The organism is Kitasatospora sp. CMC57, from assembly GCF_045866025.2.
Taxonomy (GTDB): domain Bacteria; phylum Actinomycetota; class Actinomycetes; order Streptomycetales; family Streptomycetaceae; genus Kitasatospora.
Map to the genome: position 1 here is coordinate 5,138,913 of NZ_AP035881.2, position 21,606 is coordinate 5,160,518.

At 74.0% G+C, this 21,606-nt stretch carries 23 protein-coding genes; 11 read left to right on the forward strand and 12 right to left on the reverse strand.

Annotation, left to right across the window (positions count from 1 at the left end):
* Positions 1-41 precede the first annotated feature (41 nt).
* Positions 42-1,064 (forward strand): Lrp/AsnC family transcriptional regulator, encoded by a 1,023-nt coding sequence (locus ACKUU6_RS23085; protein WP_407990461.1) that lies wholly within the window; start codon positions 42-44, stop codon positions 1,062-1,064.
* Here the strand turns inward: ACKUU6_RS23085 and ACKUU6_RS23090 are convergent.
* A complete protein-coding gene (locus ACKUU6_RS23090) occupies positions 997-1,479 on the reverse strand; it encodes a DUF2269 family protein (protein WP_407990462.1) in 483 nt (160 codons plus the stop codon). The two genes, ACKUU6_RS23085 and ACKUU6_RS23090, sit on opposite strands and share 68 nt — an antisense overlap.
* Before the next feature lie 261 nt (positions 1,480-1,740).
* Here ACKUU6_RS23090 and ACKUU6_RS23095 point away from each other — a divergent pair, with 261 nt between their 5' ends.
* Complete coding sequence (locus tag ACKUU6_RS23095) at positions 1,741-3,087, forward strand: choice-of-anchor A family protein (RefSeq protein ID WP_407990463.1); 1,347 nt, start codon at positions 1,741-1,743, stop codon at positions 3,085-3,087.
* A gap of 34 nt (positions 3,088-3,121) precedes the next feature.
* On the opposite strand, the gene ACKUU6_RS23100 is transcribed toward ACKUU6_RS23095, so the two are convergent.
* Positions 3,122-3,631: an ATP synthase F0 subunit B gene (locus ACKUU6_RS23100; RefSeq protein ID WP_407990464.1), complete on the reverse strand. Its 510-nt coding sequence runs from the start codon at positions 3,629-3,631 to the stop codon at positions 3,122-3,124.
* Between the two features lie 146 nt (positions 3,632-3,777).
* On the opposite strand from ACKUU6_RS23100, the gene ACKUU6_RS23105 reads away from it, so the two are divergent.
* The 4 genes from ACKUU6_RS23105 to ACKUU6_RS23120 are packed head-to-tail and all read left to right on the forward strand — an operon-like array spanning position 3,778 to position 9,506.
* A complete protein-coding gene (locus tag ACKUU6_RS23105; protein WP_407990465.1) occupies positions 3,778-4,125 on the forward strand; it encodes a CU044_2847 family protein in 348 nt (115 codons plus the stop codon).
* A gap of 9 nt (positions 4,126-4,134) precedes the next feature.
* Positions 4,135-5,949: a trypsin-like peptidase domain-containing protein gene (locus ACKUU6_RS23110; protein WP_407990466.1), complete on the forward strand. Its 1,815-nt coding sequence runs from the start codon at positions 4,135-4,137 to the stop codon at positions 5,947-5,949.
* Between the two features lie 16 nt (positions 5,950-5,965).
* Positions 5,966-6,973, forward strand: coding sequence for an AAA family ATPase (locus ACKUU6_RS23115; protein WP_407990467.1), 1,008 nt, complete (start codon positions 5,966-5,968; stop codon positions 6,971-6,973).
* Between the two features lie 13 nt (positions 6,974-6,986).
* Positions 6,987-9,506: an SAV_2336 N-terminal domain-related protein gene (locus ACKUU6_RS23120; RefSeq protein WP_407990468.1), complete on the forward strand. Its 2,520-nt coding sequence runs from the start codon at positions 6,987-6,989 to the stop codon at positions 9,504-9,506.
* Here the strand turns inward: ACKUU6_RS23120 and kynU are convergent.
* Positions 9,499-10,758 (reverse strand): kynureninase, encoded by a 1,260-nt coding sequence (gene kynU, locus ACKUU6_RS23125; RefSeq protein ID WP_407990469.1) that lies wholly within the window; start codon positions 10,756-10,758, stop codon positions 9,499-9,501. The two genes, ACKUU6_RS23120 and kynU, sit on opposite strands and share 8 nt — an antisense overlap.
* On the reverse strand, positions 10,755-11,588 hold the full coding sequence (locus ACKUU6_RS23130) for a tryptophan 2,3-dioxygenase (RefSeq protein ID WP_407990470.1): 834 nt from the start codon (positions 11,586-11,588) through the stop codon (positions 10,755-10,757). Before ACKUU6_RS23130 ends, kynU begins: the two co-directional genes overlap by 4 nt.
* A gap of 154 nt (positions 11,589-11,742) precedes the next feature.
* On the opposite strand from ACKUU6_RS23130, the gene ACKUU6_RS23135 reads away from it, so the two are divergent.
* Positions 11,743-12,177 carry an Lrp/AsnC family transcriptional regulator gene (locus ACKUU6_RS23135; protein WP_407990471.1) on the forward strand — a complete coding sequence of 145 codons (435 nt, stop codon included), beginning with the start codon at positions 11,743-11,745 and terminating at the stop codon, positions 12,175-12,177.
* A 7-nt stretch (positions 12,178-12,184) separates the two neighbouring features.
* Here the strand turns inward: ACKUU6_RS23135 and ACKUU6_RS23140 are convergent, their stop codons facing one another.
* The 4 genes from ACKUU6_RS23140 to ACKUU6_RS23155 form a co-directional block, all read right to left on the reverse strand.
* Positions 12,185-12,811 (reverse strand): MarC family protein, encoded by a 627-nt coding sequence (locus tag ACKUU6_RS23140; RefSeq protein WP_407990472.1) that lies wholly within the window; start codon positions 12,809-12,811, stop codon positions 12,185-12,187.
* A gap of 62 nt (positions 12,812-12,873) precedes the next feature.
* Complete coding sequence (locus ACKUU6_RS23145; RefSeq protein ID WP_407990473.1) at positions 12,874-13,272, reverse strand: RidA family protein; 399 nt, start codon at positions 13,270-13,272, stop codon at positions 12,874-12,876.
* The gene (locus ACKUU6_RS23150) at positions 13,269-14,036 is read right to left on the reverse strand and encodes an IclR family transcriptional regulator (RefSeq protein ID WP_407990474.1); all 768 of its coding nucleotides are present in this window, start codon (positions 14,034-14,036) and stop codon (positions 13,269-13,271) included. The genes ACKUU6_RS23145 and ACKUU6_RS23150 overlap by 4 nt, the downstream gene beginning before the upstream one ends.
* A complete protein-coding gene (locus ACKUU6_RS23155; RefSeq protein WP_407990475.1) occupies positions 14,033-15,052 on the reverse strand; it encodes a sugar kinase in 1,020 nt (339 codons plus the stop codon). The genes ACKUU6_RS23150 and ACKUU6_RS23155 overlap by 4 nt, the downstream gene beginning before the upstream one ends.
* Before the next feature lie 127 nt (positions 15,053-15,179).
* Between ACKUU6_RS23155 and ACKUU6_RS23160 the strand changes: the two genes are divergently transcribed.
* Genes ACKUU6_RS23160 through ACKUU6_RS23170 form a run of 3 tightly spaced genes read left to right on the forward strand, consistent with a single transcriptional unit; the run spans position 15,180 to position 18,657 of the window.
* Complete coding sequence (locus ACKUU6_RS23160; protein WP_407990476.1) at positions 15,180-16,427, forward strand: alanine racemase; 1,248 nt, start codon at positions 15,180-15,182, stop codon at positions 16,425-16,427.
* On the forward strand, positions 16,427-18,025 hold the full coding sequence (locus ACKUU6_RS23165) for an N-acyl-D-amino-acid deacylase family protein (RefSeq protein WP_407990477.1): 1,599 nt from the start codon (positions 16,427-16,429) through the stop codon (positions 18,023-18,025). Before ACKUU6_RS23160 ends, ACKUU6_RS23165 begins: the two co-directional genes overlap by 1 nt.
* Positions 18,022-18,657, forward strand: coding sequence for a bifunctional 4-hydroxy-2-oxoglutarate aldolase/2-dehydro-3-deoxy-phosphogluconate aldolase (locus tag ACKUU6_RS23170; RefSeq protein ID WP_407990478.1), 636 nt, complete (start codon positions 18,022-18,024; stop codon positions 18,655-18,657). The genes ACKUU6_RS23165 and ACKUU6_RS23170 overlap by 4 nt, the downstream gene beginning before the upstream one ends.
* On the opposite strand, the gene ACKUU6_RS23175 is transcribed toward ACKUU6_RS23170, so the two are convergent.
* The gene (locus ACKUU6_RS23175; protein ID WP_407990479.1) at positions 18,644-18,937 is read right to left on the reverse strand and encodes a barstar family protein; all 294 of its coding nucleotides are present in this window, start codon (positions 18,935-18,937) and stop codon (positions 18,644-18,646) included. The genes ACKUU6_RS23170 and ACKUU6_RS23175 overlap by 14 nt on opposite strands.
* 100 nt (positions 18,938-19,037) lie before the next feature.
* Between ACKUU6_RS23175 and ACKUU6_RS23180 the strand changes: the two genes are divergently transcribed.
* Positions 19,038-19,595 carry a DoxX family protein gene (locus tag ACKUU6_RS23180; RefSeq protein ID WP_407990480.1) on the forward strand — a complete coding sequence of 186 codons (558 nt, stop codon included), beginning with the start codon at positions 19,038-19,040 and terminating at the stop codon, positions 19,593-19,595.
* On the opposite strand, the gene ACKUU6_RS23185 is transcribed toward ACKUU6_RS23180, so the two are convergent.
* From ACKUU6_RS23185 to ACKUU6_RS23195, 3 genes are read right to left on the reverse strand one after another with little or no spacing between them, the layout of a single operon-like run.
* Complete coding sequence (locus ACKUU6_RS23185) at positions 19,526-20,053, reverse strand: MarR family transcriptional regulator (protein WP_407990481.1); 528 nt, start codon at positions 20,051-20,053, stop codon at positions 19,526-19,528. The genes ACKUU6_RS23180 and ACKUU6_RS23185 overlap by 70 nt on opposite strands.
* Complete coding sequence (locus ACKUU6_RS23190) at positions 20,050-20,541, reverse strand: MarR family winged helix-turn-helix transcriptional regulator (RefSeq protein WP_407990482.1); 492 nt, start codon at positions 20,539-20,541, stop codon at positions 20,050-20,052. Before ACKUU6_RS23190 ends, ACKUU6_RS23185 begins: the two co-directional genes overlap by 4 nt.
* Positions 20,542-20,583: 42 nt before the next feature.
* Positions 20,584-21,585 (reverse strand): C40 family peptidase, encoded by a 1,002-nt coding sequence (locus tag ACKUU6_RS23195; RefSeq protein ID WP_407990483.1) that lies wholly within the window; start codon positions 21,583-21,585, stop codon positions 20,584-20,586.
* Positions 21,586-21,606 lie beyond the last annotated feature (21 nt).

Below are 21,606 nucleotides of genomic sequence, written 5' to 3' on the forward strand. Positions count from 1 at the left end.
GCCCGGAGGCGTCGTAATGGCGGAGATCGGACAGGACAGGCATGGAAGCAGCGGATCTGGACACGCTTGACCGCCGCATCGTCTGCGCCCTCCAGGTGGACGGCCGGGCCGAGCCCGGCCGGATCGCCGAGGTGCTCGGGGTCTCCGCCCGCACGGTGACCCGGCGGCTGACCCGACTGCAGGAGGGTGCGGCGGTCCGGGTGGTGCGGATGGCCACGGCTGAGGACGAGGCGGTCGGCGCGCTGCTGCTGCGGATCAAGGTGCTGCGCGGCAAGGCGGAGACGATCGCGCATGCGCTGGCGGCCCGCCCCGACATCCCGTTCGTGGACGTGATGACGGGCGGTCAGGAGATCAGCGCCGTGATGTTGGCGGACCCCGGCTCTCGCGACCACCTGCTGCACAGCCGACTTCCCGCCACCGGCGCGGTGCTGGAGACGGAGGTGCACGCGGTGCTGCACGTGTTCGCCGACGCCGGGCACTGGCAGGCGGGTTGGCTCACGGCGGAGGAGGCGGCCGCGCTGCGGCCCGTACCACCGAGCACGCCGCCGCCGTCCGTCGACGCGCTGGACCGCGTCCTGCTGGACCTGCTCGCCCAGGACGCCCGGCAGTCGCACGCGGCGCTCGCCGTCGCGGCCGGGACACCGGAGTCGACGGTCCGGCGGCGGCTGCACCGGCTGGCGGCGGGCGGTCTGCTGCGCACCCACGCCACGGTGGACCCCCGGCTGCTCGGGATGACGGTGGACGCCAATCTCTGGCTGGACGTCCCGCCCGGGCGGCTGGCCCAGGTGGGCGAGGCGCTGGCGGCGCACCCGCAGGTGCACGGCGTGCTGGCGACCAGCGGTCCGGCGAACCTGATGGCCACCGTGTTCTGCCCGGACCACGACGGGCTCTACCGGTTCACCACCGGGACGCTCGGGCCGTTGGGGGTGCAGCGGGCCGAGACCGCGATCGTGGCGCGGGCGGTGAAGCGGGCCGGGGTGATCCTCCGTCAGGAGGTCAGGCGCCCGTCGTCGAACCTGGGCGGACCACCATCAGGACGACGACCACGGCCCACAGCAGGTTGAACATCCCGGCGGTCATCGGCAGCAGCCGCAGGCCCTTGTCGGCACGTGTCCGCTCCTCGGGGTCGGCGGGAGCGTCCAGGGAGTCGATGGTGGCCTGCTGGCCGGGGACCACGAAGAGCAGCATCAGGCCGGCCGCGACGGTGGTCAGCACGATCGAGGTGATCAGCCAGGGGTCGCCCATCACGTCCATCACCTGGGCTGTGCCGACGCCCAGCAGCGGGACGGCCAGGCCGAGCAGCGCGTACACCTGGGTGATCCGGTGCAGCAGCCGGACGGAGGCGGCGGCCTGGAGCTGCTCGGGGCCTTCGGCCAGCGCGGCCCGCGCCCGGCGCGGGAACATGCTCACCGCGACGGCCACCGGGCCGACGAACAGCACCGAGGCCAGCACGTGCAGGCTCAGCAGCAGCTTGGCCATGGGGGAGTTCCTTCCGGAGACCGATCGGTTCAGAACCTAACACCCGGGTGGCGCAGTCCCACCGGGCGGGTGGGCACCCCAGAGGCTGTCCCGGGCGGCCGTCCGGTGGACGTGGCGGAGCCCATCAGCGTGGCGGGAGAAGCCGGGACGAAACGGGGGCATTGAATGGCCCGGTCGAGCCGCCGTTCCGGCGGGAGCACAGGCGATCGGAGCAGTCACGTGCGTCACCTCCCGGTCCGACCGGCCTCGCAGCGTTCGCCCGTGGGTCGACGGCTGGCCCTGGTGGCGGCAGCCGCAGTGCTGCCGGTGGCGACGCTGAGCGTGTGGGTGACCGCTGCGCCGCTCTCGCCGCCGCTCGGACCGTGCAGCGGGCCGGACTGCCCGGCCACCTGGCTCCCGCCGCACAACGGGAACGTCTCCGGCCGGGACGCCACCATCAACGTCTTCGTCGGCGGTAACTACACGGTGCAGGGGCGGGCGGCCGAGGTCGAGGGCAAGGTGGTCACGCTCGGCGATCTGACGGTGGACAAGACCGGCGGCGGACTGTTCAACATGGCCGTGGCCGGCGTCGGTTCACGCGTCGTGCCGCCGGACGGCACGGACTTCGTCACCGTCGGCGGCAACGTCACCGTGCAGCCGACCAACACCGTGGAGGTCGGCGGCGCCGCCAACACCTTCGGCACCCTGGCCTACGGCAACCTGCGGTACGGCGGCACTCTGACCGGGACGGTGAACATCACCCCGGCCGGGCAGGCGGTCAAGGACGCCAACGCCAGGAACCAGTACGCCAACCTGCCGGCCCAGATCGGTAAGCTCTCCACCTGTGCGGGCACCGCGACCGCCAACGGCACCGTGACTGTCTCGGGCAACCAGGTGACCTTCACCGGCGACGGCACCAGCGCCCGGCAGATCTTCAACGTGCCCGGCAACATCGGGTCGTCGACCAGGGCGGCCGACCTGACCATCACGGGCGTCCCGGCCGGGGCGACCGTGGTGATCAACATGCTCGGCACCGCACCGGTCATCAACACCAACACCGGTACGGGCCTGGCCGGTGACCCGTTCACCGAGCTGCGCTCCCGGCTGATGTGGAACTTCCCGAACGCGACCACCGCGACCATCATGGGCGGCGCCCAGTTCCAGGGCTCGATGATGGCCGCCAACCCGGCCGGGACCACCACCATCAGTACGCCGGGCTTCAACGGCCGGGTCTACCTGGCGGGCAACCTGGTCCAGCTCGGCAGCGCCGGGACCGAGGTACACAACTACCCGTTCGACGGGGACCTGCCGGAGTGCACCACACCCAGCCCGAGCCCTTCGGACAGCACGACGCCGACCCCCAGTCCCAGCCCGAGCCCCAGTCCCTCGAAGAGCACCCCGAGCGCCAGTCCGTCCGAGAGCACCCCGGCGCCCAGCAGCAGCACCCCCGCGCCGGTGAGCTCCAGCGCTCGGCCGGTCAGCTCCGCTTCGATGAGCAGCAGCGGCGACTCTCAACTCCCGGCCACGGGTGCCGGATCGGCCGCCCCGCTCGGGCTGGCGGCCGGCGGGCTGGTCGTCACGGGCGGGGTCGCGTTCTGGGTCGCCCGCCGCCGGGGCCGCCACGGCTGACACCAGGCGCCAGGCGCAGGCAGGTGCGTGAGGCTCAGTGCTCGGAGAAGAACCGGCCCACGCTGTCCCGCCGGTCGGCGAACTCGCCGAGCGGTTCGCCGACCACCCGGCCGGCCAGCTCGACGGCCAGCATGCCGACATCGGCGCGGAGTTCGAGCTCGGCCAGCTCGCGGTCGACCGACAGCGCGCTCCGGCCCGCCGCGACCAGGCCCTCCCGCTCGGCCAGGCCCTCGGCCCGGGCCGCCGCGACCAGGGCGGCGCCCTCCTCGGCCGCTTCCTGGCGGATCCGGGCGGCCTCGTGGTGCGCCTCGTTGAGCACCTGGCGGTACTCGGCGTAGGTCTCCCGCGCCTCAGCCCGGAGCTCCTCGGCGTGTTCGAGCCGACCCTCGATGGCCTCGTGCCGCTCGGCCAGCGTGCGCTCCAGGCGCGGGAACAGCACCCGCCCGAGCACCACCAGGATCACGGCGAGCAGTGCGAGGCCGACCAGGGTCGAGGGCAGGTCGGGCTGGAGCGGGCCGAGGTCCGCAGCGATGTCCACATCCATACCAGGACTGTACGGTCTGACGTGCCGTCACGTCCGGCGAGTGACGGGAACCGTTCGGTCGGTACCGGTGCGCGGAGGGGCCGTGCTGTGCGACGATCTCGGGACGTTCGTACAGTGACCAGGCCCAACGCTCGGTGGGGGAAGTCTTGTCGGAGTACACGGAGTTCGTGACCGCCGACGGTGCGGTGGTCCGGGTCGAGCGGCAGCAGCCGTCCGCGGACCCGGACGGGTACGGGATGCGGCCGGTCGGCCGGGGTGCGGCCGCCGCCGGGGTCGAGCGGGCCGGTGAGACCTTCGAGCAGGCGTTGGCCGGGGTGCGGGCGGCCGCCGGTTCGGCGCTCGCGGTCTTCCGGGACGGCAGTCTGAAGCCGGACCAGGTGGAGATCGAGTTCGGGGTGAAACTCACCGCCGAGGCAGGCGCGCTGATCGCGCGGACCGCCGCCGAGGCGCATCTCACCGTCAGACTCAGCTGGGCACCGGGACGGCAGGCCTGAGTCCGCCCGATGGCGAACCCGTACTGGCTGGCCCGGATCAGCGGCGGCGGGCCCGACCCGACCGTCGGCGCGGGGGTGCTGGTCACCGACCGGCTGGTGCTGACCTGCGCCCACGTGGTGCACGGCCGCGCCACCGCCGAAGTCCGGCTGGTGAACCGCCCGGACCACCCTGACCTGTCCGCCACCGTGCTGCGCCGGGGCCCCTGGCCGAGCGGGCGGCACGGCCGGGACGGCACCGGGGACGTCGCCGTGCTCGAACTCGCCGAGCCGGTGCCCCGGCGGGTGGCCAGGCCGGCGGAGTTCGCCCCGCTGCACCACTGGGACCGGCCGCCCTACCCCGGCCTGACCGCGCACGGCTTCCCGCTCGACCACGACGCGGGCCGGAGCAGCGAGATCCGGCCGACCCGGGGCGGCATGCTGATCGGCGGCGAGCTGGTGCAGCTGGAGCACGACAGCCACGGCATGCCTCTGTCGCCCGGTTTCAGCGGCGGCCCGGTGGTGGACTCGGACAGCGGTGAACTGGTCGGCATCGTGACGGCGGCCCAGGACACCCTGGACCGTCCACCGGTGCCCGGCCCGGACGGCAGGCTCCGTCCCGCCGTCCGGCTCGGCCAGATGCTGCCCGCCGGGGCGCTGGCCCGGTACGTTCCCGAGCTGGCCGACCTGATCCCCGGTGCGGCCCTCCCGCCTGACCAGGTACGGGAGTTGCGCGCCCTGGTGGCGGCCGCCGGGCCGGTGGCCGACCCGCTGGAGCTGTACCGGGCGGCCACCGCGGCGCAGGGCCTGCTGGACCCGCCGACCCGGCCCGCCACGCTCTGGGAGACCTGCTGGTACCTGCTCTCCGAGGTCACCGACGCGCCCGGCACCCCGCACCACCCGGTCCGCGAGTTCGCCGGGCTGCTGGCCGCCTCGGCCACCGATCCGGCGCAGCGCGAGCGGCTGGACCGGCTGGCGGCCGGTGCCGCCGGGGACGGCCGGGCGGGGGAGCGGTGGCGGCCGATCCTGGTCGAGATCGGCCACAGCGGCGCGGGCCGGGGCAGGTTCACCGTCGGCGTCCGCACGGTGCACGGCAGGCAGTACGGGCCGCCCCGGCTGCGGACGCTGGGCCGGTCGGCGCTGCAGGCCGAGGTGCTGGCCGAGATCGACCGGCAGCTCGGCCTGCTGGCGGCGGACGGTACCGAGTTGATCGTCTTCGTGCTGCCGCGCACCCTGCTCACCGTGCCGGTGCACGGCTGGACCGGCAAGCGCTCCTTCGGCCCGCTCGGCGCCGACCACGCCGTGGTGGTGGTGGACCGCCAGCGTCGGGACAGCGCGGTGGACCGCCGCAGGCTGGAGATGAACTGGGCGCTGCGGCGGACCGAGTGGCACACCCTGGTGCACCCGGTGGACTGCGCCGAACCCGGCGAGCCCCGGGCGCTCTACCATCTGCTCGGGCCGGTCGAACGCCCGCACCTGCCCGCTCTGCCCGGTCTGCCGAAGGGCCGGGCCTACGGCCCGCTGTTGGACGCGGCGCTGAGCGCCGGGGCGCACGCGGTGATCTGGCCGGAGTGGACCTGCGGTGAACGGCACCACCCCGGACGGAGCTGCCGAGGCAGCCGGTTCACTGCCAGACTGGCAGGGGAACTGGCCGGCACTCCACCAGGAGAACTGCCTTCGCGGATCCAGGAGTTGCGCCACCAGGCGGAGGAGAGCGGAGACCCGGCCGGGCACTGGGCGGCCGGCCTGGTTTTGCTCTGGGAGGACCCGCAGCTGCTGCCCAGCCCGCACCGACCGTACCCGGTCGTCCCGACCACCCGTCAGCCCCGCCTCGGCGCGGATCAGTAGCAGGAGAGTCGACACGATGCCGCTGCAACGGATCTACCGGGGCGCCGAACAGCCCCACGACGGCCTGGCCGACCTCCCCGCGCCGCCGCCCTGGCGCGCCTTCGACGGCGGCCCCGCACTGCCCACCCCCGAGGCCGAGGCCGATCCGGGCGCCGCCTCAGCCGGCCACCGGGCCGCCACCTTCCGGCCCACCCCGGAGACCGTGGAGCTGGTCAACGCCGCCCTCCACCTGCGCCGCCCGCTGCTGGTGACCGGTCCCCCTGGCAGCGGGAAGTCGAGCCTCCCGTACGCGGTGGCGCGCGAGTTGGGCCTCGGCCCGGTGCTCCGCTGGAACGTCACCAGCCGCAGCACGCTGCGCGACGGCCTCTACCAGTACGACCCGCTGTCCCGGCTCTACGCCGCCAACCAGGCCGGCCCCGACGGCGCGGGTGCGGGGCTTGAGGAGCACCTGCGGCTCGGCCCGCTGGGCACCGCCCTGCTCCCGTACCGGCGGCCCCGGGTGCTGCTGATCGACGAGATCGACAAGGGCGACCTGGACCTGCCCAACGATCTGCTGCACGTACTGGAGGACGGCCGGTACGAGATCGACGAACTGGTCCGTGCCGCACCGCAGTTGCCGGAAGCCCAGGTGCTCACCGCGGACGGGCTGAGCCGGGCGCCGGTGCGCGGCGGGCGGGTGCGCTGCCGGGCGTTCCCGTTCACCGTGCTGACCAGCAACGCCGAGCGGGAGTTCCCGGCCGCCTTCCTGCGCCGCTGTGTGGTGCTGGAGTTGCGCCGACCCGAGGGCGGTGAGCTGGAGGAGATCGTCCGCTCGCACCTCCCGGCGGCGGACCACGCCCTGGTGGCGGAGATCCTCCAGGTCTTCCTGGACCGGCGTGCGGAGGGCGAGTTGGCCACCGACCAGCTGCTGAACGCGATCTACCTGACCGCCAGGCCCGAGCTCGCCGACCAGGCCGACCGGGCGGCGCTGGCAGCCCGGGTGATGCCCTATCTGAGCAGAGGCCGGGACGACGATGAGTTCTGAGCGGCGGGGAGCCATGGACCGGCTCGCCGCCCTGCTCACCGGCCTCGGCCGCCCCGAGCCGGACCCGGTGGAGCTCGCCGAGCTGCTCTGGCTGGCGGCCCGCAGCGGGAGCGCCCCGGACGGTGCGCCCGCCGACGGCCCCGTCGGCCGGGCCGAGCCCGGTGCCCCCGGGCCCGACGACCCGTCACCGGCGGCCGCGGCCGAGCCGGCCGGCCCGCTGCTGCCGCTGCACCTGCCGGCCGCCGACCTGGCCGACGGCACAGCCGCCGCCGGTACGGTGGCCACCCCCAGCGTGCCGATGCTGGCCCGCCCGCTGGACCTCCAGCGGGCGCTGCGCCCGCTCAAGCGCCGGGTCCCCGACCCTCACCGGACGTTGCTGGACGAGGACGCCACCGCCCACCGGCTGGCCGAGGCACTGCGCGGCTCGGGCCCGGTGCACTGGCTCCCGGTGCTGCGGCCCGGCGCCGAGCGCTGGCTGAGCCTGCGACTGGTGCTGGACTGCGGCCCGACCATGGCGATCTGGCGCCCCTTGGCCCGCGAACTCGCCCTGCTGCTGCGGCAGACCGCCGCGTTCCGCCAGGTCGGCTCGGCCCGGCTGACCGCCGACGGCACCCTGACCGGGGCGCAGCCGGGACCTCGGGTGGTCACCCTGGTGCTCAGCGACGGCATGGGCCCGCAGTGGCGCCCTGGCCCGGCGGGCGACCGGTGGTACCGGACGCTGGGTGCGCTGCTGCGGCGCGGCCCGGTGGCGGTGGTCCAGCCGCTGCCCGAGCGGCTCTGGCCGCTGACCGCGCTGCCCGCCGTGCCCGGGGTGCTCGGCGCGCCGGAGGCCGGGGTGGCCAACTCCGGGTACGGCTTCCGGCCGCTGGACCGCCCGGCCTGCCCCGGGCCGGTGCTGCCGGTGCTGGAGGCCGATCCGGCCTGGATGGCGAACTGGGCCACCCTGGTGGGCACCTGGGGCGGTACGGAGGTGGTTGGCGCGGCGCTGCGGATCGGTCCGGCGCCCGTCGGCGTCGAGGGGACCGCAGCGGTCGGTCCGGCCGGGCAGGACGCCGAGGAGCTGGTTCGCCGGTTCCGTGCGGTCGCCTCCCGGGAGGCGTACACGCTGGCCGGGCTGGCCGCGCTCACCACGCCTGCGCTGCCGGTGCTGCGGCTGCTGCAACGGGCCGCGTTCGCCCGGCCCCGGCCGCAGCAGCTGGCCGAGCTGGTGGTGAGCGGGCTGCTGACCGAACGTCCAGGGCACCAGGACCGGTTCGACTTTCGACCGGGAGTGCGGGAGTTACTGGTCCACACGCTGCCCAGATCGGTCACCCACCAGGCGGTCGGCCTGCTGATCCGGGTCGGTGAGCAGATCGCCGCCCGGGCGGGGCTGGTGCCTGACGAGCTGGCCGCGATCGCGGCCACCGACACCGAGGGCGCCCCGCTCACCGCCGAGACCCGCCCGTTCGCCCTGGTGAGCCCTGCGGCCCTGGGCATCGTCGGACTCCGGGAGCCGGCCGCAGCCGGGACCGCCCGGATAGGGCCACGCGGCGCCCGCGCGGTGCTGTTCGCGCCGAACGCGGACGCCGTCGAGGCGGAGCACCTCCGCGAGCTGGTCACGGCCCTGGGCAATCCGGACCAGGTGGGCATGCGCCCCGAGCGGATCTGGCTCGGGCTGGACGCGGTGGAGGACTTCCGGATCGCGCTGCACCGGGCGGCCCAGGAGACGGACAGCATCCTGCTGGTCTACCTGTCGGGAATCGCCCCGCCGGAGATCGGGAGAGTGCTGGCCGGGCCGTTCGGACGTCGGCACGGTCTGGTCCTGATGGTCGATCAGGTGGACGGGATCCCGCCGGAACTACCTCATCCGAAGGTGGTGATGATCCGTCGGCGCTCCGACCGTTCACTGGCCTCGCTCTGCAACGAGGTGCTCAGGACCGGCCGGTTCGGCGGCCCGCCGGAGCTGGACCTGCGGGACTTCGCGCGAGAGCTGGCCGAGCGCGCCGACCCGGGCGTCCGGCTGGAGGTCGAGCTGCCCGAGCCGATGCTGTTCACGCGGAACCCGGCCGGCCAGCGCTACTGCTACCTGGGCCGGGCACCGGGAGAGGACCCCGCCGTGGACCGGTTCGTCGCCGATCTCGGCGAGGAGGTCTGGCAGTTGACCGACCTGGCGGTGGCGACCCGGCAGCCGGGCGCGGTGGCCCGCTGCGAGGTGTTCGTCCCGCTGTACGAACGGGAGTACTTCCGTAGCGCCCGCTGCGGCCGGGAGTGGGCCGTCTTCGCCCGCCGTACCGAGCTGCCCCGGGGTTTCGTCCCGGTCTTCGGCCGGCCGGTCGACCACCTGGAACTGCCCCTCAGCGCTCAGCAGTTGGACTACCGCGATCAGCAGTATGGGGACGACTACGCCCGACTGGGCCTGTTCGGCCTGCCGCAGCAGCAGTACGAACTGGCCGTGCACCGGATCGCCGCCCGGATCGTCGAGGTGGCCGAGCGGCACCACGTCCCGCCCGGCCACCCGGTCGACCTCGACACGCTGCCGGACGCGTTCAGGTGACCTCGCCGCGCCGCCCGAAGCGCTCCTCGCGCCACTCCTCGGACTCCAGAACCTCGGCCAACTGCTGCGCGGCGTCCCAGACTTCCGTGTACGAGAGGTAGAGGGGGGTGAAGCCGAACCGCATCAGGTCCGGGGCCCGGAAGTCGCCGACCACCCCGCGTGCGATCAGCGCCTGCACCACCGGGTAGCCGTCCGGGTGCCGCAGCGCGACCTGACTGCCGCGCCGGCCCGGCTCGCGCGGCGTGACCACCTCGACGCCGTACTTGGCCAGTGGCTCGACCAGTTGGATGAACAGCTCGGTCAGCGCCAGGCTCTTTGCCCGCACCACGGCCAGGTCCGCCTGCTCCCAGATCTCCAGGCTGGACTCCAGCGCGGCCTGCCCGAGCAGCGACGGCGAACTGGTGAGGAACCGGCCGATGCCCCCGACCGGCCGGTAGCCGGGCTCGAAGTCGAACGGTCGGGCGTGGCCGAACCACCCGCTGAGCGGCTGCTCGGTCTCAGCGAGGTGACGCTCCGCCACGTACAGGAAGGCGGGTGAACCGGGCCCGGCGTTCAGGTACTTGTAGGTGCAGCCGACCGCGAAGTCGACGCCGTTCGCGTCCAGCTCGATCGGCAGCGCGCCGACCGCGTGGCAGACGTCCCAGACCATCAGCGCCCCGGCCGCCTGGACCTGACGGGTGATGGCGGGCAGGTCCAGCAGCTCGCCGGTGCGGTAGTCCACCAGCGAGAGCAGCACGACGGCGGTGTCAGGACCGAGCCGGTCGGCCAACTGGTCGGCGGAGTCCAGCAGTTCGGTACGCGCCCCGCCCGCAGCCAACGAGGTGACGCCCTCGGCGATGTACAGGTCGGTCGGGAAGGCGGCCCGCTCGGCCAGCACGGTGGACCGGCCCGGACGCAGCCCGAGGGCGGCGGCCAGCACCTTGAACAGGTTGACCGAGGTGGTGTCGCAGACCACCACCTGCCCGGCGGCGGCACCGAGCAGCGGCGCCACCCGGGCGCCGAGGGTGTGCGGCTTGGCGAACCAGCCCGCGTCGTTCCAGCTGCGGATCAGCTGCTGCCCCCACTCCTCCTCGACCAGCCGCCGGACCCGTTCGGGGGTCCGGGCCGGCAGCACGCCGAGCGAGTTCCCGTCCAGGTAGACCTGCCCCTCGGGCAGCACGAACTCGGCCCGGAAGGGTGCCAGCGGGTCGGCGGCGTCGAGTGCGGCGCACTTCTCGCGGGTGCGGGGCACGGCGGGCGTCACGGGGGTCACAGGGAGTTCCTCACGGTCCAGAGCTCGGGGAAGACGTCCTGGTCGGCCGACTCCTTGAGCCAGCTCAGCCCGCTGGAGCCGCCGGTGCCCGGCTTGGCGCCCATCGAGCGCTTCACGGCGGAGTAGTGCCGCTGGCGCCACCGGGTCACCCGCTCGGCGGTGTCCAGCAGCGATTCGCCGAGCCGGGCCAGATCGGCCAGCGCCGGGTCGGTGTAGACCTGCCGCCAGGCCGCCTCGACCTGCTCGGTGGGCCGGTAGCGGGCCGGACCGCCGGTCACGTCCACGGTCAGCCCGCGCCGGGAGAGCAGCGCCAGCACCTCGTCGTACAGGCTCGGGGTCTCCAGCGCGGCGGTCAGCTCGGCGTGGACGGCGGGCACGCCCTGGTACATCGTCAGCAGCCGCTCGCTCTTGTTGCCGAGCAGGAACTCCAGCCGCAGGAAGGCCGAGGACTGGAAGCCGCTGGCCTCGCCGAGCACCGGACGGAAGGCATTGAACTCCAGCGGGGTCATGGTGGCCAGCAGGTCCCAGGAGCTGACCAGCACGTCCTGGGTGTGCTGCCCGCGCCGCAGGGCGGCCAGGGCGGAGGTCAGGTCGTCCTCGCGCAGGGCGTGCTGGGCGGTCGTCCAGTCGTGCCGCAGCAGGTCGAACAGCAGCTCCATCACCTGGGTGCTGATGATGAACGACAGCTCGGCGTCCACCTTGCTGCGCGGCTGCTGGAGGCTGTGCAGTATGTCCAGCCGGACGTACTTGGCGTAGGGCGTGCCGACCTCGGGCTCGTCGGCGGGGCCGAAACTGAGTTTGGGCGTACTGACCTCGGACTGACCCGGCATGGTTCCTCCTGTGCTCACCACCCGCCTTCGGGCGGCCCCCATTGTGCGGCGGGTGGGCCGCCGGATTGAATGGGTGACGGATGCGGGATCGGCCGGTCGGCCTTTCGGACGGAAGGTCTTTTCCGGCTTCGCCTGCCGAACGGAAAGGACCGCCATGGACGCCGTGGACCGACAGCTGCTGGCCGAACTCCAAGGTGATGCCAGGCTCTCCTACAACGAGCTGTCCCGCCGGGTCAGGCTCTCCCCGCCGGCCGTGGCCGAGCGGGTCCGGAGGCTGGAGTCGGACGGGGTGATCAGCGGCTACCACGCCCACGTCGACCTGGACCGGGCCGGGCTGAAGGTCACCGCCCTGGTGCAGATCCAGTGCTACGGGCCGCGCTGCGTGCTGCGCGATCCCGAGGTGGCTGGCTGGCCCGAGGTGCTGCAGCTGCACCGGGTCACCGGCGGGGCCTGCTGCGCGCTGCTGGTGGCGGTCGCCGGGATGGCCGAGTTCGAGCAGCTGATCGACCGGCTGGCGGGGTACGGCCAGCCGTCCAGCTCGATGATCCTCTCCAGCCCGGTGCCCTGGCGGCCGGTCCAACTGCCCTGACGGCGGGTCAGTACAGACCCTGCCTGGCGAGCTCGCCGAGGCCCGTGATGAACAGCTCCACGCCCACTGCGGCGAGCAGCAGGCCGAGCAGTCGCGACATCACCTCCAGCACGGTCCGGTGACTGCGCCGCAGGGGCCGGGAGAGCACCAGGACGCAGACGCAGTTGATCGCCACCACCGCGACGTAGGCGCCGGCCAGCGTGGTCCGCCAGCCCCAGTTCTCCCGCTCCAGCGCCCCGACCATCAGCGCGGTCATCGCGAGCGGGCTGGCGATGTAGGGGAGCAGCAGCTCCCGGACGCCCTCCAGCAGCGGGCTGGTGAACTGGTCGCCGTCGTCGGAGGAGCCGCCGAGGTGGATCCCGAGCACCAGCGCGACGGCGTAGATGAAGAAGATCACCCCGCCGGCCAGCTGCAGCGACCAGTCGTCGATGTGGAAGAACGTGGTGAGGAAGGGTGCCGAGTACTCGACCACGACCCCGACCAGTGCCGCCAGCCCGGTGGCCACCAGGGTCAGCCTGACCAGTTCCCCGTGCGAGCGGGTCCGGGCCAGTCGGGCGAAGGCCAGCAGGATCTTGGGCGGTCCGACCACGGCGAACAGGGCGACGAAGGTGCTGGGCAGGTCGAAGTCGTGCATGGCTCCCAGCATGCGTCAGCGGGGGCGCACGCCCGTGGCGCCGCGCCCCCGCTGACGGAGGATCAGCCGATCACGGCCTGGGCGTCGATCTCCACCAGCATCGCCTCGTGCGGCAGCTCCACGAAGATCGTGGTCCGGCACGGCTTCACGCCGCCCGGCACGTGCTTGTCGATGAACTCGCCGTAGACCTCGTTCATCGCGGCGAAGTCGGCGCGCTTGGTCAGGTAGACCCGGAACATCACCACGTCCTCGACCGTGGCACCGCCCGCCTCCAGCACCGCCCGGACGTTCTCCAGGGTGCGCAGCGTCTGCGCCTTCACGTCACCCGGGTGGAGGTACTCCGAGGTGGCCGGGTCCTGCGGCCCCTGGCCGGAGACCTGGAGGATCGGGCCCTTGCGGACCCCCTGGGAGAACACCCAGGCGGGCGCGGGGGCGTCGGTGGTACGGACTTCGGTCTTCATGCGTCCCGTCCTGTCAGGGGAGTGGTCCAGCCGCAGTCGGCGGAGATCGCGGCGGTGGTGGCGCGGAGCTGCGGCAGCAGCGCCAGCACCTGGTCGTACGGCAGCAGCACGTCCGGCACCGAGACCGAGGCGGCCGCGACCACCCGGCCGGTGGCGTCCCGCACCGGGGCGGCCACGCAGTTGATGAACGACTCGTGCTCGGCGTGGTCCTGCGCCCACCCCTGCGCCGCCACGGTCTCCAGCTCGGCCAGCAGCGCGGCCGGGGTGGTCAGCGTGTGCGCCGTGTACGGGGTGTACTCCAGCCCCTCGGCGATCTGCCGGCGCTCGGACGGCGGCAGGTCGGCCAGCAGCACCTTGGCCACCGCCGCGCTGTGCAGGGCGGCCCGCAGCCCGATCCGCGAGTACATCCTGACCGGGTGCCGGGAGTCGTACTTGTCGATGTAGACCACCTCGCCGCCCTCGTACGCCGCCAGGTGCACGGTCTGGCCGGTGGACGCGTTCAGCTCGCGCAGGTGCGGGGCGGCGACGGTACGGACGCCGCGCTGCTCCAGCGCCTGACCGGCCAGCGCGAACAGCTGCGGCCCGAGCCGGTAGCGGTGGGCGGCGTCGCGCTGGACGATCCGCTCGTCCTCCATCGGGCGGAGCAGCCGCAGCGCGGTGCTCTTGTGCACGTCCAGCACGGTGGCCAGCTGCTCAAGGCTGCGTTCGCCCTCGCCCAGTTCGGCGAGCAGGCGCATCGCACGGGCGACGGTGGAGCTGCTCATGCCGTGGCCGTCCGGAACCCGTCGGGGCTGACCTCGGTGGCGGCCCAGGCCGCCTCGTCGGCGGTCAGCAGGGCGTCGACCACGGCGGGGACAGGGAGTACGCCGAGGTCGCCCCGGACGGTCAGCGCGGCGGCGGCGGACAGGTGGCCGAGCCGCAGCCGCTGCCCCTCCGGCAGGTCCCGCAGGGTGCCCGCGAGGTAGCCCGCAGCGAAGGCGTCGCCCGCGCCGGTCGGCTCCACCACCGAGACCCGCAGGGCGGGTTCGACGATGGTGGAGCCGTCCTGGGCGATCGAGGTGGAGCGGTGCGCGTCGTCCTTGAGCACGATCACGCCGGGGCGGGGGAGCAGCTTGCGCAGCCCGGCCGGGTCGTCGGTGCCGAGCACCTCGCGGGCCTCGTCGGCGCCGAGCAGCACGATGGTCGCGGCGTTCATCAGGAACCGCAGCGCCTGCCGGTCCCGCCCGGCCCAGAGCGCGGGGCGCCAGTTCAGGTCGAAGCTGACGGTGCGGCCTGGCGCACCGAGCAGGGTGCGCACCAGCCGGTGGCAGCTGTCCGAGAGTGCCGGGGTGATGCCGGTCAGGTGGATCAGCGGCGCGGCGGCCAGCAGCGGCGCGGCCTTGGGGTCGGCCAGCAGCTCGGGGCCCATCGCGGAGGCGGCCGAGCCACGCCGGTAGTAGTGCATCCGGGTGCGCCCGGTGCCCAGGTCGTGCGGGTGGTCCAGGCCCGCGCCGGTCTCCTTGACGTACAGACCGGTCGGCCTGGCCGGGTCGGCGGTGACGGCGGAGGTGTCCACGCCGTGCGCGGCGATCCGCTCGACCAGATGGCGCCCGAAGCCGTCGGCGCCGACCCGGCTGACCCAGGCGGCGGGCACGCCGAGCGCGGCCAGGCCGCAGGCGACGTTGGACTCGGCGCCGCCGAAGCCGCGGCGGAAGCCCTCGGCGTGCTCCAGCGGCCCCGGGCTCTCCGGGAGCAGCACGGCCATCGATTCGCCGAGGCAGACGGCGGGCGGGAGGGTCACTCGGTGCCTCTCGATCGGCGGGGGTCGTTGACCGGTGCTCTGAACCTGATGTTAGATCAGGGTCGGCGGATATCGCAACGACCGTTGCATATAACGCAACGAGGGACGGTGGGCCGTGGTGGAGCTGATGGACCGTGAACGGCTGGCGGCACTGGCGGACGAGCGGCTGGACTGGCGGTTCAAGGCAGTTCCGGCCGGGGCCTGGGGCCTGACCGTCGCCGAGTACCTGGCGGGCGAACCCACCCTGGACGAGCTCGGCACCCCGCTGGTCACGCTGGACGAGGGCGCGCTCGACCACAACCTGACCACCATGGCGGCGTACTGCGCCGAACGCGGTGTCGGCCTCGCCCCGCACGGCAAGACCACCATGGCCCCGGTGCTGTGGCAGCGTCAGCTGGACGCCGGGGCGGACGCCATCACGCTGGCCAACCTCCCGCAGGTCCGGGTCGGCCGGGCCTTCGGCCTGCGCCGGATCCACCTGGCCAACGCCCTGCTCGACCCGGCCGGGCTGCGCTGGCTGGCCGGTGAGCTGGCCGCCGACCCGGAGTTCCGGTTCGCCTGCTGGGTGGACTCGGTGCGCGCGGTCGAGCTGATGGCCGAGGCCCTGCGCGGCGCCCCGGCCCCGGTGGACGTCTGCGTCGAACTCGGTGCCCCGGGTGGCCGGACGGGCTGCCGCACGGTCGAGGAGGCGGTCGAGGTGGCCCGCGCGGTGGCCGCCGCCGGCGGACTGCGGCTGGTCGGTGTGAGCGGCTACGAAGGCGCGCTGGCCCATGACGCGAGCGCCGGATCACTCGGCACGGTGGCCGACTACCTGCGCGAACTCGGCCGTCTGTATCAGGAGTTGGAGGATCTCTTCGACCTGACCGCCGAGCAGCTCTGGGTCACCGCCGGCGGCAGCGCCTACTTCGACACCGTGCTCGAGGAGCTGGGCGCCGTGGTCGGGGGCCGGGGACGGCTGGTGCTACGCTCCGGCGCCTACCTGGCGCACGACGACGGCTTCTACCGGGGCATCTCCCCGCTGGCCAGGCGCGGCGTCGAGGGGTTCAGGGCCGCCCTGCACGGCTGGCTGCGGGTGGTCTCCCGGCCGGAGCCGGGGCTCGCCCTGCTGGACGGCGGCAAGCGCGACCTGTCCTTCGACGAGGGCCTGCCGGAGCCCCAACTCGTCCGTGGACGTGGCCCGTCGGGCGGTCGGATCACCGCCCTGAACGACCAGCACGCCTTCCTCCGGGACACCGAGGTGCAGGTCGGCGAAGTGGTCCGGGTCGGCCTCTCGCACCCGTGCACGGTCTTCGACAAGTGGTCACTGCTCCCGGTGCTCGACTCCGCCGACACCGACCACCCGCGCGTGGTCGATCTGGTGCGGACGTACTTCTGATGGAGGCCGACCTGCTGATCCGGGGCGCCTCGGTGATCGACGGCACCGGGGCACCCCGTCACCGGGCCGACGTCGCGGTGCGGGACGGCGTGATCGTCCCCGGCTCCGCCACCGCCGAGCGGGTGATCGACGCCGAAGGACTGGTGCTCGCCCCCGGGTTCATCGACCTGCACGCCCACTCCGACCTCGCCGTGCTCACCGAGCCCGACCACCCGGCCAAGATCAGCCAGGGCGTCACCTGCGAGGTGCTCGGCCAGGACGGCCTCTCCTACGCCCCGGTGGACGACTCCGTCCTGGCGGCGCTGCGCCGCCAACTCGCGGGCTGGAACGGCGACCCGGCCGGTTTCGACTGGGACTGGCGCAGCGTCGGCGAGTACCTGGACCGGCTGGACCGCTCCCAAGCGGCCGTCAACGCCTGCTATCTGGTCCCGCACGGCACCCTGCGCGCCCTGGTGGTCGGCTGGGACGACCGTCCGGCCTCCCCCCACCAGCTCGACCGGATGCGGGAGTTGCTCGGTCAGGGCCTCGCCGAGGGTGCGGTCGGGATGTCCAGCGGACTGACCTACACCCCCGGCATGTACGCCGACTCCGCCGAACTCGCCGCGCTCTGCGAGGTGGTGGCCGCCCACGGCGGCTACCACTGCCCGCACACCCGCTCCTACGGGGCCGGCGCGCTGGAGGCGTACGCGGAGATGATCGAGCTGTCCCGGCGGACCGGCTGCGCGCTCCATCTCACCCACGCCACCATGAACTTCGGGGTGAACGAGGGCCGGGCGGGCGAGTTCCTGGCCCTGGTCGACCAGGCACTGGCCGAGGGCGTGGACGTCACCCTGGACAGCTACCCCTACCTGCCGGGCTCCACCACACTGGCCGCCCTGCTGCCGTCCTGGGCCACCGAGGGCGGTCCGGACGCCACGCTGGCCCGGCTGCTGGAGCCGGCCGCCCGGGAGGCGATCCGGGTCGCGGTGGAGGAGACCGGCAGCGACGGGTGCCACGGGGTGGCTGCCGACTGGCGGACGGTGCAGGTCTCCGGCGTGCGCAACCCCGAACTGGCCGACACCGTCGGCCTGACGGTGCAGCAGATCGCCGACCGCCGGGGCAGCACCGGCACCGCCGCCTTCCTGGACCTGCTGGTCCGCGACGAGCTGGGCACCGGCATCCTCCAGCACGTCGGACACGAGCAGAACGTCCGGGAGATCATGCGCCACCCCGCGCACTGCGTCGGCAGCGACGGCCTGCTGGTCGGCGCTCGCCCGCACCCCCGGGCCTGGGGCACCTTCCCGCGCTACCTCGGCCGGTACGCAAGGGAGTTGGGCGTGCTGACACTGGAGCAGGCGGTGGCCCGGATGACCGGCCGCCCGGCCCGGCGGCTCGGCCTGACCGGCCGGGGACTGATCCGGGACGGCTACGCGGCCGACCTGGTGCTGTTCGACCCCGGGACGGTGCGGGACGCCGCGACCTTCGAGCAGCCCCGGCAGCAGGCGGAGGGCATCCCCTGGGTCTGGGTCGGCGGGGTCGGCGTGGTCGAGGACGGCAAGGTGACCGGCGCACGGCCCGGACGGGCCCTGCGGCGGCGGGCGGACGGAGGAGTGCGATGAGCAACGGGCGTGACGGACTCGACGGGTTGGAACGCGACCGGGTGATCGCGGTGGTCCGCGCCCCGGTGATCCCCGACGCGGTGGAACTCTGCGCCGCGCTGGTGGCCGGCGGCATCAGGTGGATCGAGTTCACGTACACCACCCCGGGCGTGGAGGAGCACCTGCGCCGGGCCGCCGGAGCGGCGGACGCGCTCGGCTACCGGGTCGGCGTCGGCACCGTACTGACCGCCGAGCAGGCCCGGCGGGGCGTCGCGGCGGGCGCGCAGTACCTGGTCACACCGGGCGTGCGGGCCGGCCTGGCCGACGCGGCGGGCGGAGTGCCGGTGGTGATGGGTGCGCTGACGCCCAGTGAGGTGGCCACCGCCGTGGACCTCGGGGCGGCGGCGGTGAAGATCTTCCCGGCCCGGGCCTTCGGCGCACCGTACTTCCGTGACCTGCGCGGCCCGTACCCCGGTGTTCCGCTGGTCGCCTCCGGCGGTGTCAACGCGGGCAACGCCGCCGAGTTCCTGACGGCGGGAGCCCTGGCGGTCTGCGCCGGGAGTGAGGTGGTGGCCCCTGCGGTGGTCGCGGCCGGCGGCTGGAGCGGGGTCGAGCTGCGGGCCAGGGAGTTCGTCGCGGCTATCGGAGGGTGACCGTCACGCCGCCCGAGCGGAGCACCTCCAGCACCGCGTCGAAGTACCGCTGCTCGGACCCGGGCAGGCGCCGGGTGAGCGCGGTCCTGGCCCGCTCGGCGTCGTGCCACACCAGGGTGAACGGTGCCTCGGGGCCGAACCCGCCGCGCAGGCAGTCGGTCAGCGCGTCGAGGTTGCGCCCGTAGTAGCCGTCCGGGGCGTCCAGCGCGTCGGCCAGCGCGGCGTAGAAGGACGGCTCGTCGGTGATCTCGGCGCCGCGCAGGTGGTAGGTGGTCGGCATCGGGCTACCTTCGCTCGGATGGCGCGCCCGGGTAGAGGGCGGGCCCGGTCTGGAGTGGGATGGGGAGGCCGGTGTTCCTCCCGAGAGCTGAGGCCCCATCATGACCTGTCTGAACCGTAAGGACCTAGGGTTGCTCGCGCTGCGGGCGGCGGTCGGCGGTGTGCTGGTGGCGCACGGCTCGCAGAAGCTGTTCGGCTGGTTCGGCGGTGGCGGCCTGGAGGGAACGGCCCAGGCGATGGAGCACATGGGCTTCGAACCGGGCCGGCAGAGCGCGATCGCCGCCGGCCTGGGGGAGACCGGCGGCGGCGCTCTGCTGCTGGCCGGCCTGGCCACCCCGGCGGCCGGCGCGATCGTCGCGGGCACCATGGCCGGGGCGATCTCCGTCCACGCCCCCGGCGGCTTCTTCGCCACCGCCGGCGGCTTCGAGTACCCCGCCGTCCTGGGGACCTGCGGCCTGGCCCTCGGTGTGGCCGGCGCCGGCCGCTACTCCCTCGACCACCTGGTCGGCCACCGCTTCGACGGTGCGGGCCTCGGCGTGCTCGCCTTCGTCGCCAGCGCCCTCGGCGCCGCCGCGGTGGTGACCCGCCGTCAGGACGTGGTCCGCCGCCGCGAGGCGAGGGCCGCCGACGAGGAGGCGGGCATCGGCGGTCTGTCCTGACCTGTCGACGCGACCTGGCCTTCCAGCGCGGCGAGCTCCGCGTCGGCGCGCTCGGTGACCAGGGTGAGGACGCGGCCTGCGGCGGCCAGGTCCTCGGTGGGGATCCCGCCCCAGACGCGGGCGGTGACCGGGCCGGTCTCCGCGCCGATGGCGGAGAGCAGCTCGCGCCCCGCGTCGCTGGGGCGGAGGTACGGGCCGTCCGCGATGAGCAGCTGCCGTGCCGTCAGCTCGTCGAGCGTGGCCCTGAGGTCGGCCGGATCGGCCTTGAGGGAGCTCCGGACCCGGGTGACGAGGTCGTCCGGCGTCAGCGGGGTCTCCGCCGTGACGGCGGCGCGCAGGGTGACCTGCTGCTGGAACGTGGTGCCGTGCCCGGCCAGGACGCGTTCCAGCAGGCCGCGGGCGGCGTAGTGGGCCAGGCCGAGCGTGCGGGCGTCGGCCAGGGGGACGGTGGTGGTCATGGTGTGGTCTCCCGGGTCTCGGCGGTGGGTACGGCGGGTGCGAGAGGTACGTCGAGCAGGGTCGTCAGCTCGGCGCTGAACGCGCGCGTCCGGGGGGCGTCCAGGCCGCCGAGCGGCTCCACCAGCTGCTGCAGCAGCTCCTGGACCACCGCGAGGGCCCGCCGGGTGACGTCCTCGCCCTGCTCGGTGAGGGCGAGCTGCACGGCGCGCGGGTCGCGGGGGTCGCGGGTGCGCTCGATCAGGCCGCCCGTCTCCAGCGCGCGCGCCAGCTTCGAGACGTACAGCGCCTCCAGGCCGGTGTGGTCGGCGAGCCGCCGCTGGCTGGGCCGCTCGCCGGTGCGCTGCATGCCGTACAGCGACGCGACCAGCGAGTACTGCGCGTGGGTGAGGCCGAGCGGGGCCACCGCGCGATCGACCGCTACACGCCACTTGTTGGCGAGCCGCCACACCAGGAAGCCGGGCGTGGGGCTCGGGGAGTCCTTGCTCATGCCAGATAGATTACATGGCTACTATGTCCATGGCTACTGTTTTCAGTAGCGCACGGCCCCGGCGTAGGGCATCACGTCGTACGGGACGATCTCGACCGTCTTTCCGGTGCGCGGGGCGTGCAGCAGCTTGCCGCCGCCGAGGTAGATGCCGACGTGGTGCAGGTCGTCGTAGTAGAAGACCAGGTCACCGGGCTGGAGTTGGTCCCGGGCGATCTTCTGGCCGGCCGCGTACTGGGCCTGTGAGGTGCGGGGGAGGGAGATGCCGCCTGCCCCGAACGCCCGCAGGGTGAGGCCGGAGCAGTCGAAGGAGTTCGGGCCGGTCGCGCCGTAGACGTACGGCTTGCCGAGCTGGGCGTGGGCGAAGGCGAGGATGTCCTTGACCCGGCCGGTGGCCGGGCCGGTGTACGGCATCCGGGTGGTGACGCCGCGGGAGGCGGCGGCGCCCCCGGCGTTCCCGGCCGCCACCCTGGCGCGGTCCTCGGCCTTGAGGCCGTTCAGGACGGCCTGCGCCTGCGCCAGCTTGGCCTGGACCTCCTGCTTCTTCCCGGCGGCGGCCCGGCGGGCCTCGTCGAGGCCGGCCAGTTGGGCGGCGGTCTCGGCCCGCAGTTGGTCGAAGCGTGTCTGCTGGGCCGTCAGTAGGCGGAGGGTGTCCGCCTGGGTGGCCGTGGCCGCGTCCTGGAGGCTGGCGCCGTCCAGGTACTCGGTGGCGTCGGCGGTCAGCATCAGCCGCAGGGTGGGATCCAGCCCGGCCGAGCGGTACTGCTCGGCGGCCACCGCGCCGAGCGTCTCGCGCAGCCGGTTGAGCTGGTCCTGCTGAGTGGCCACCTGCTGCTGGAGGGTGCCGGCCCTGGCCTGCAGCTGCTCCTGCTTCTCGTTCAGCCCGTTGTACTGCTCGGTGGCGGCCTCGGCCTCCTCGTAGAGGTCGTCCACCTGCCGCTGGACCTGCTCGAGCGAGGGCTTCGGCTCCGCCGGGGCGGGGGTCGAGGTGAGCAGCAGTGCGGCCCCCGCAGTGAGGGTCAGGGCGGTCAGACGGCGGGCGGCCAAGGGGTGCTCCTGCGCTGGACG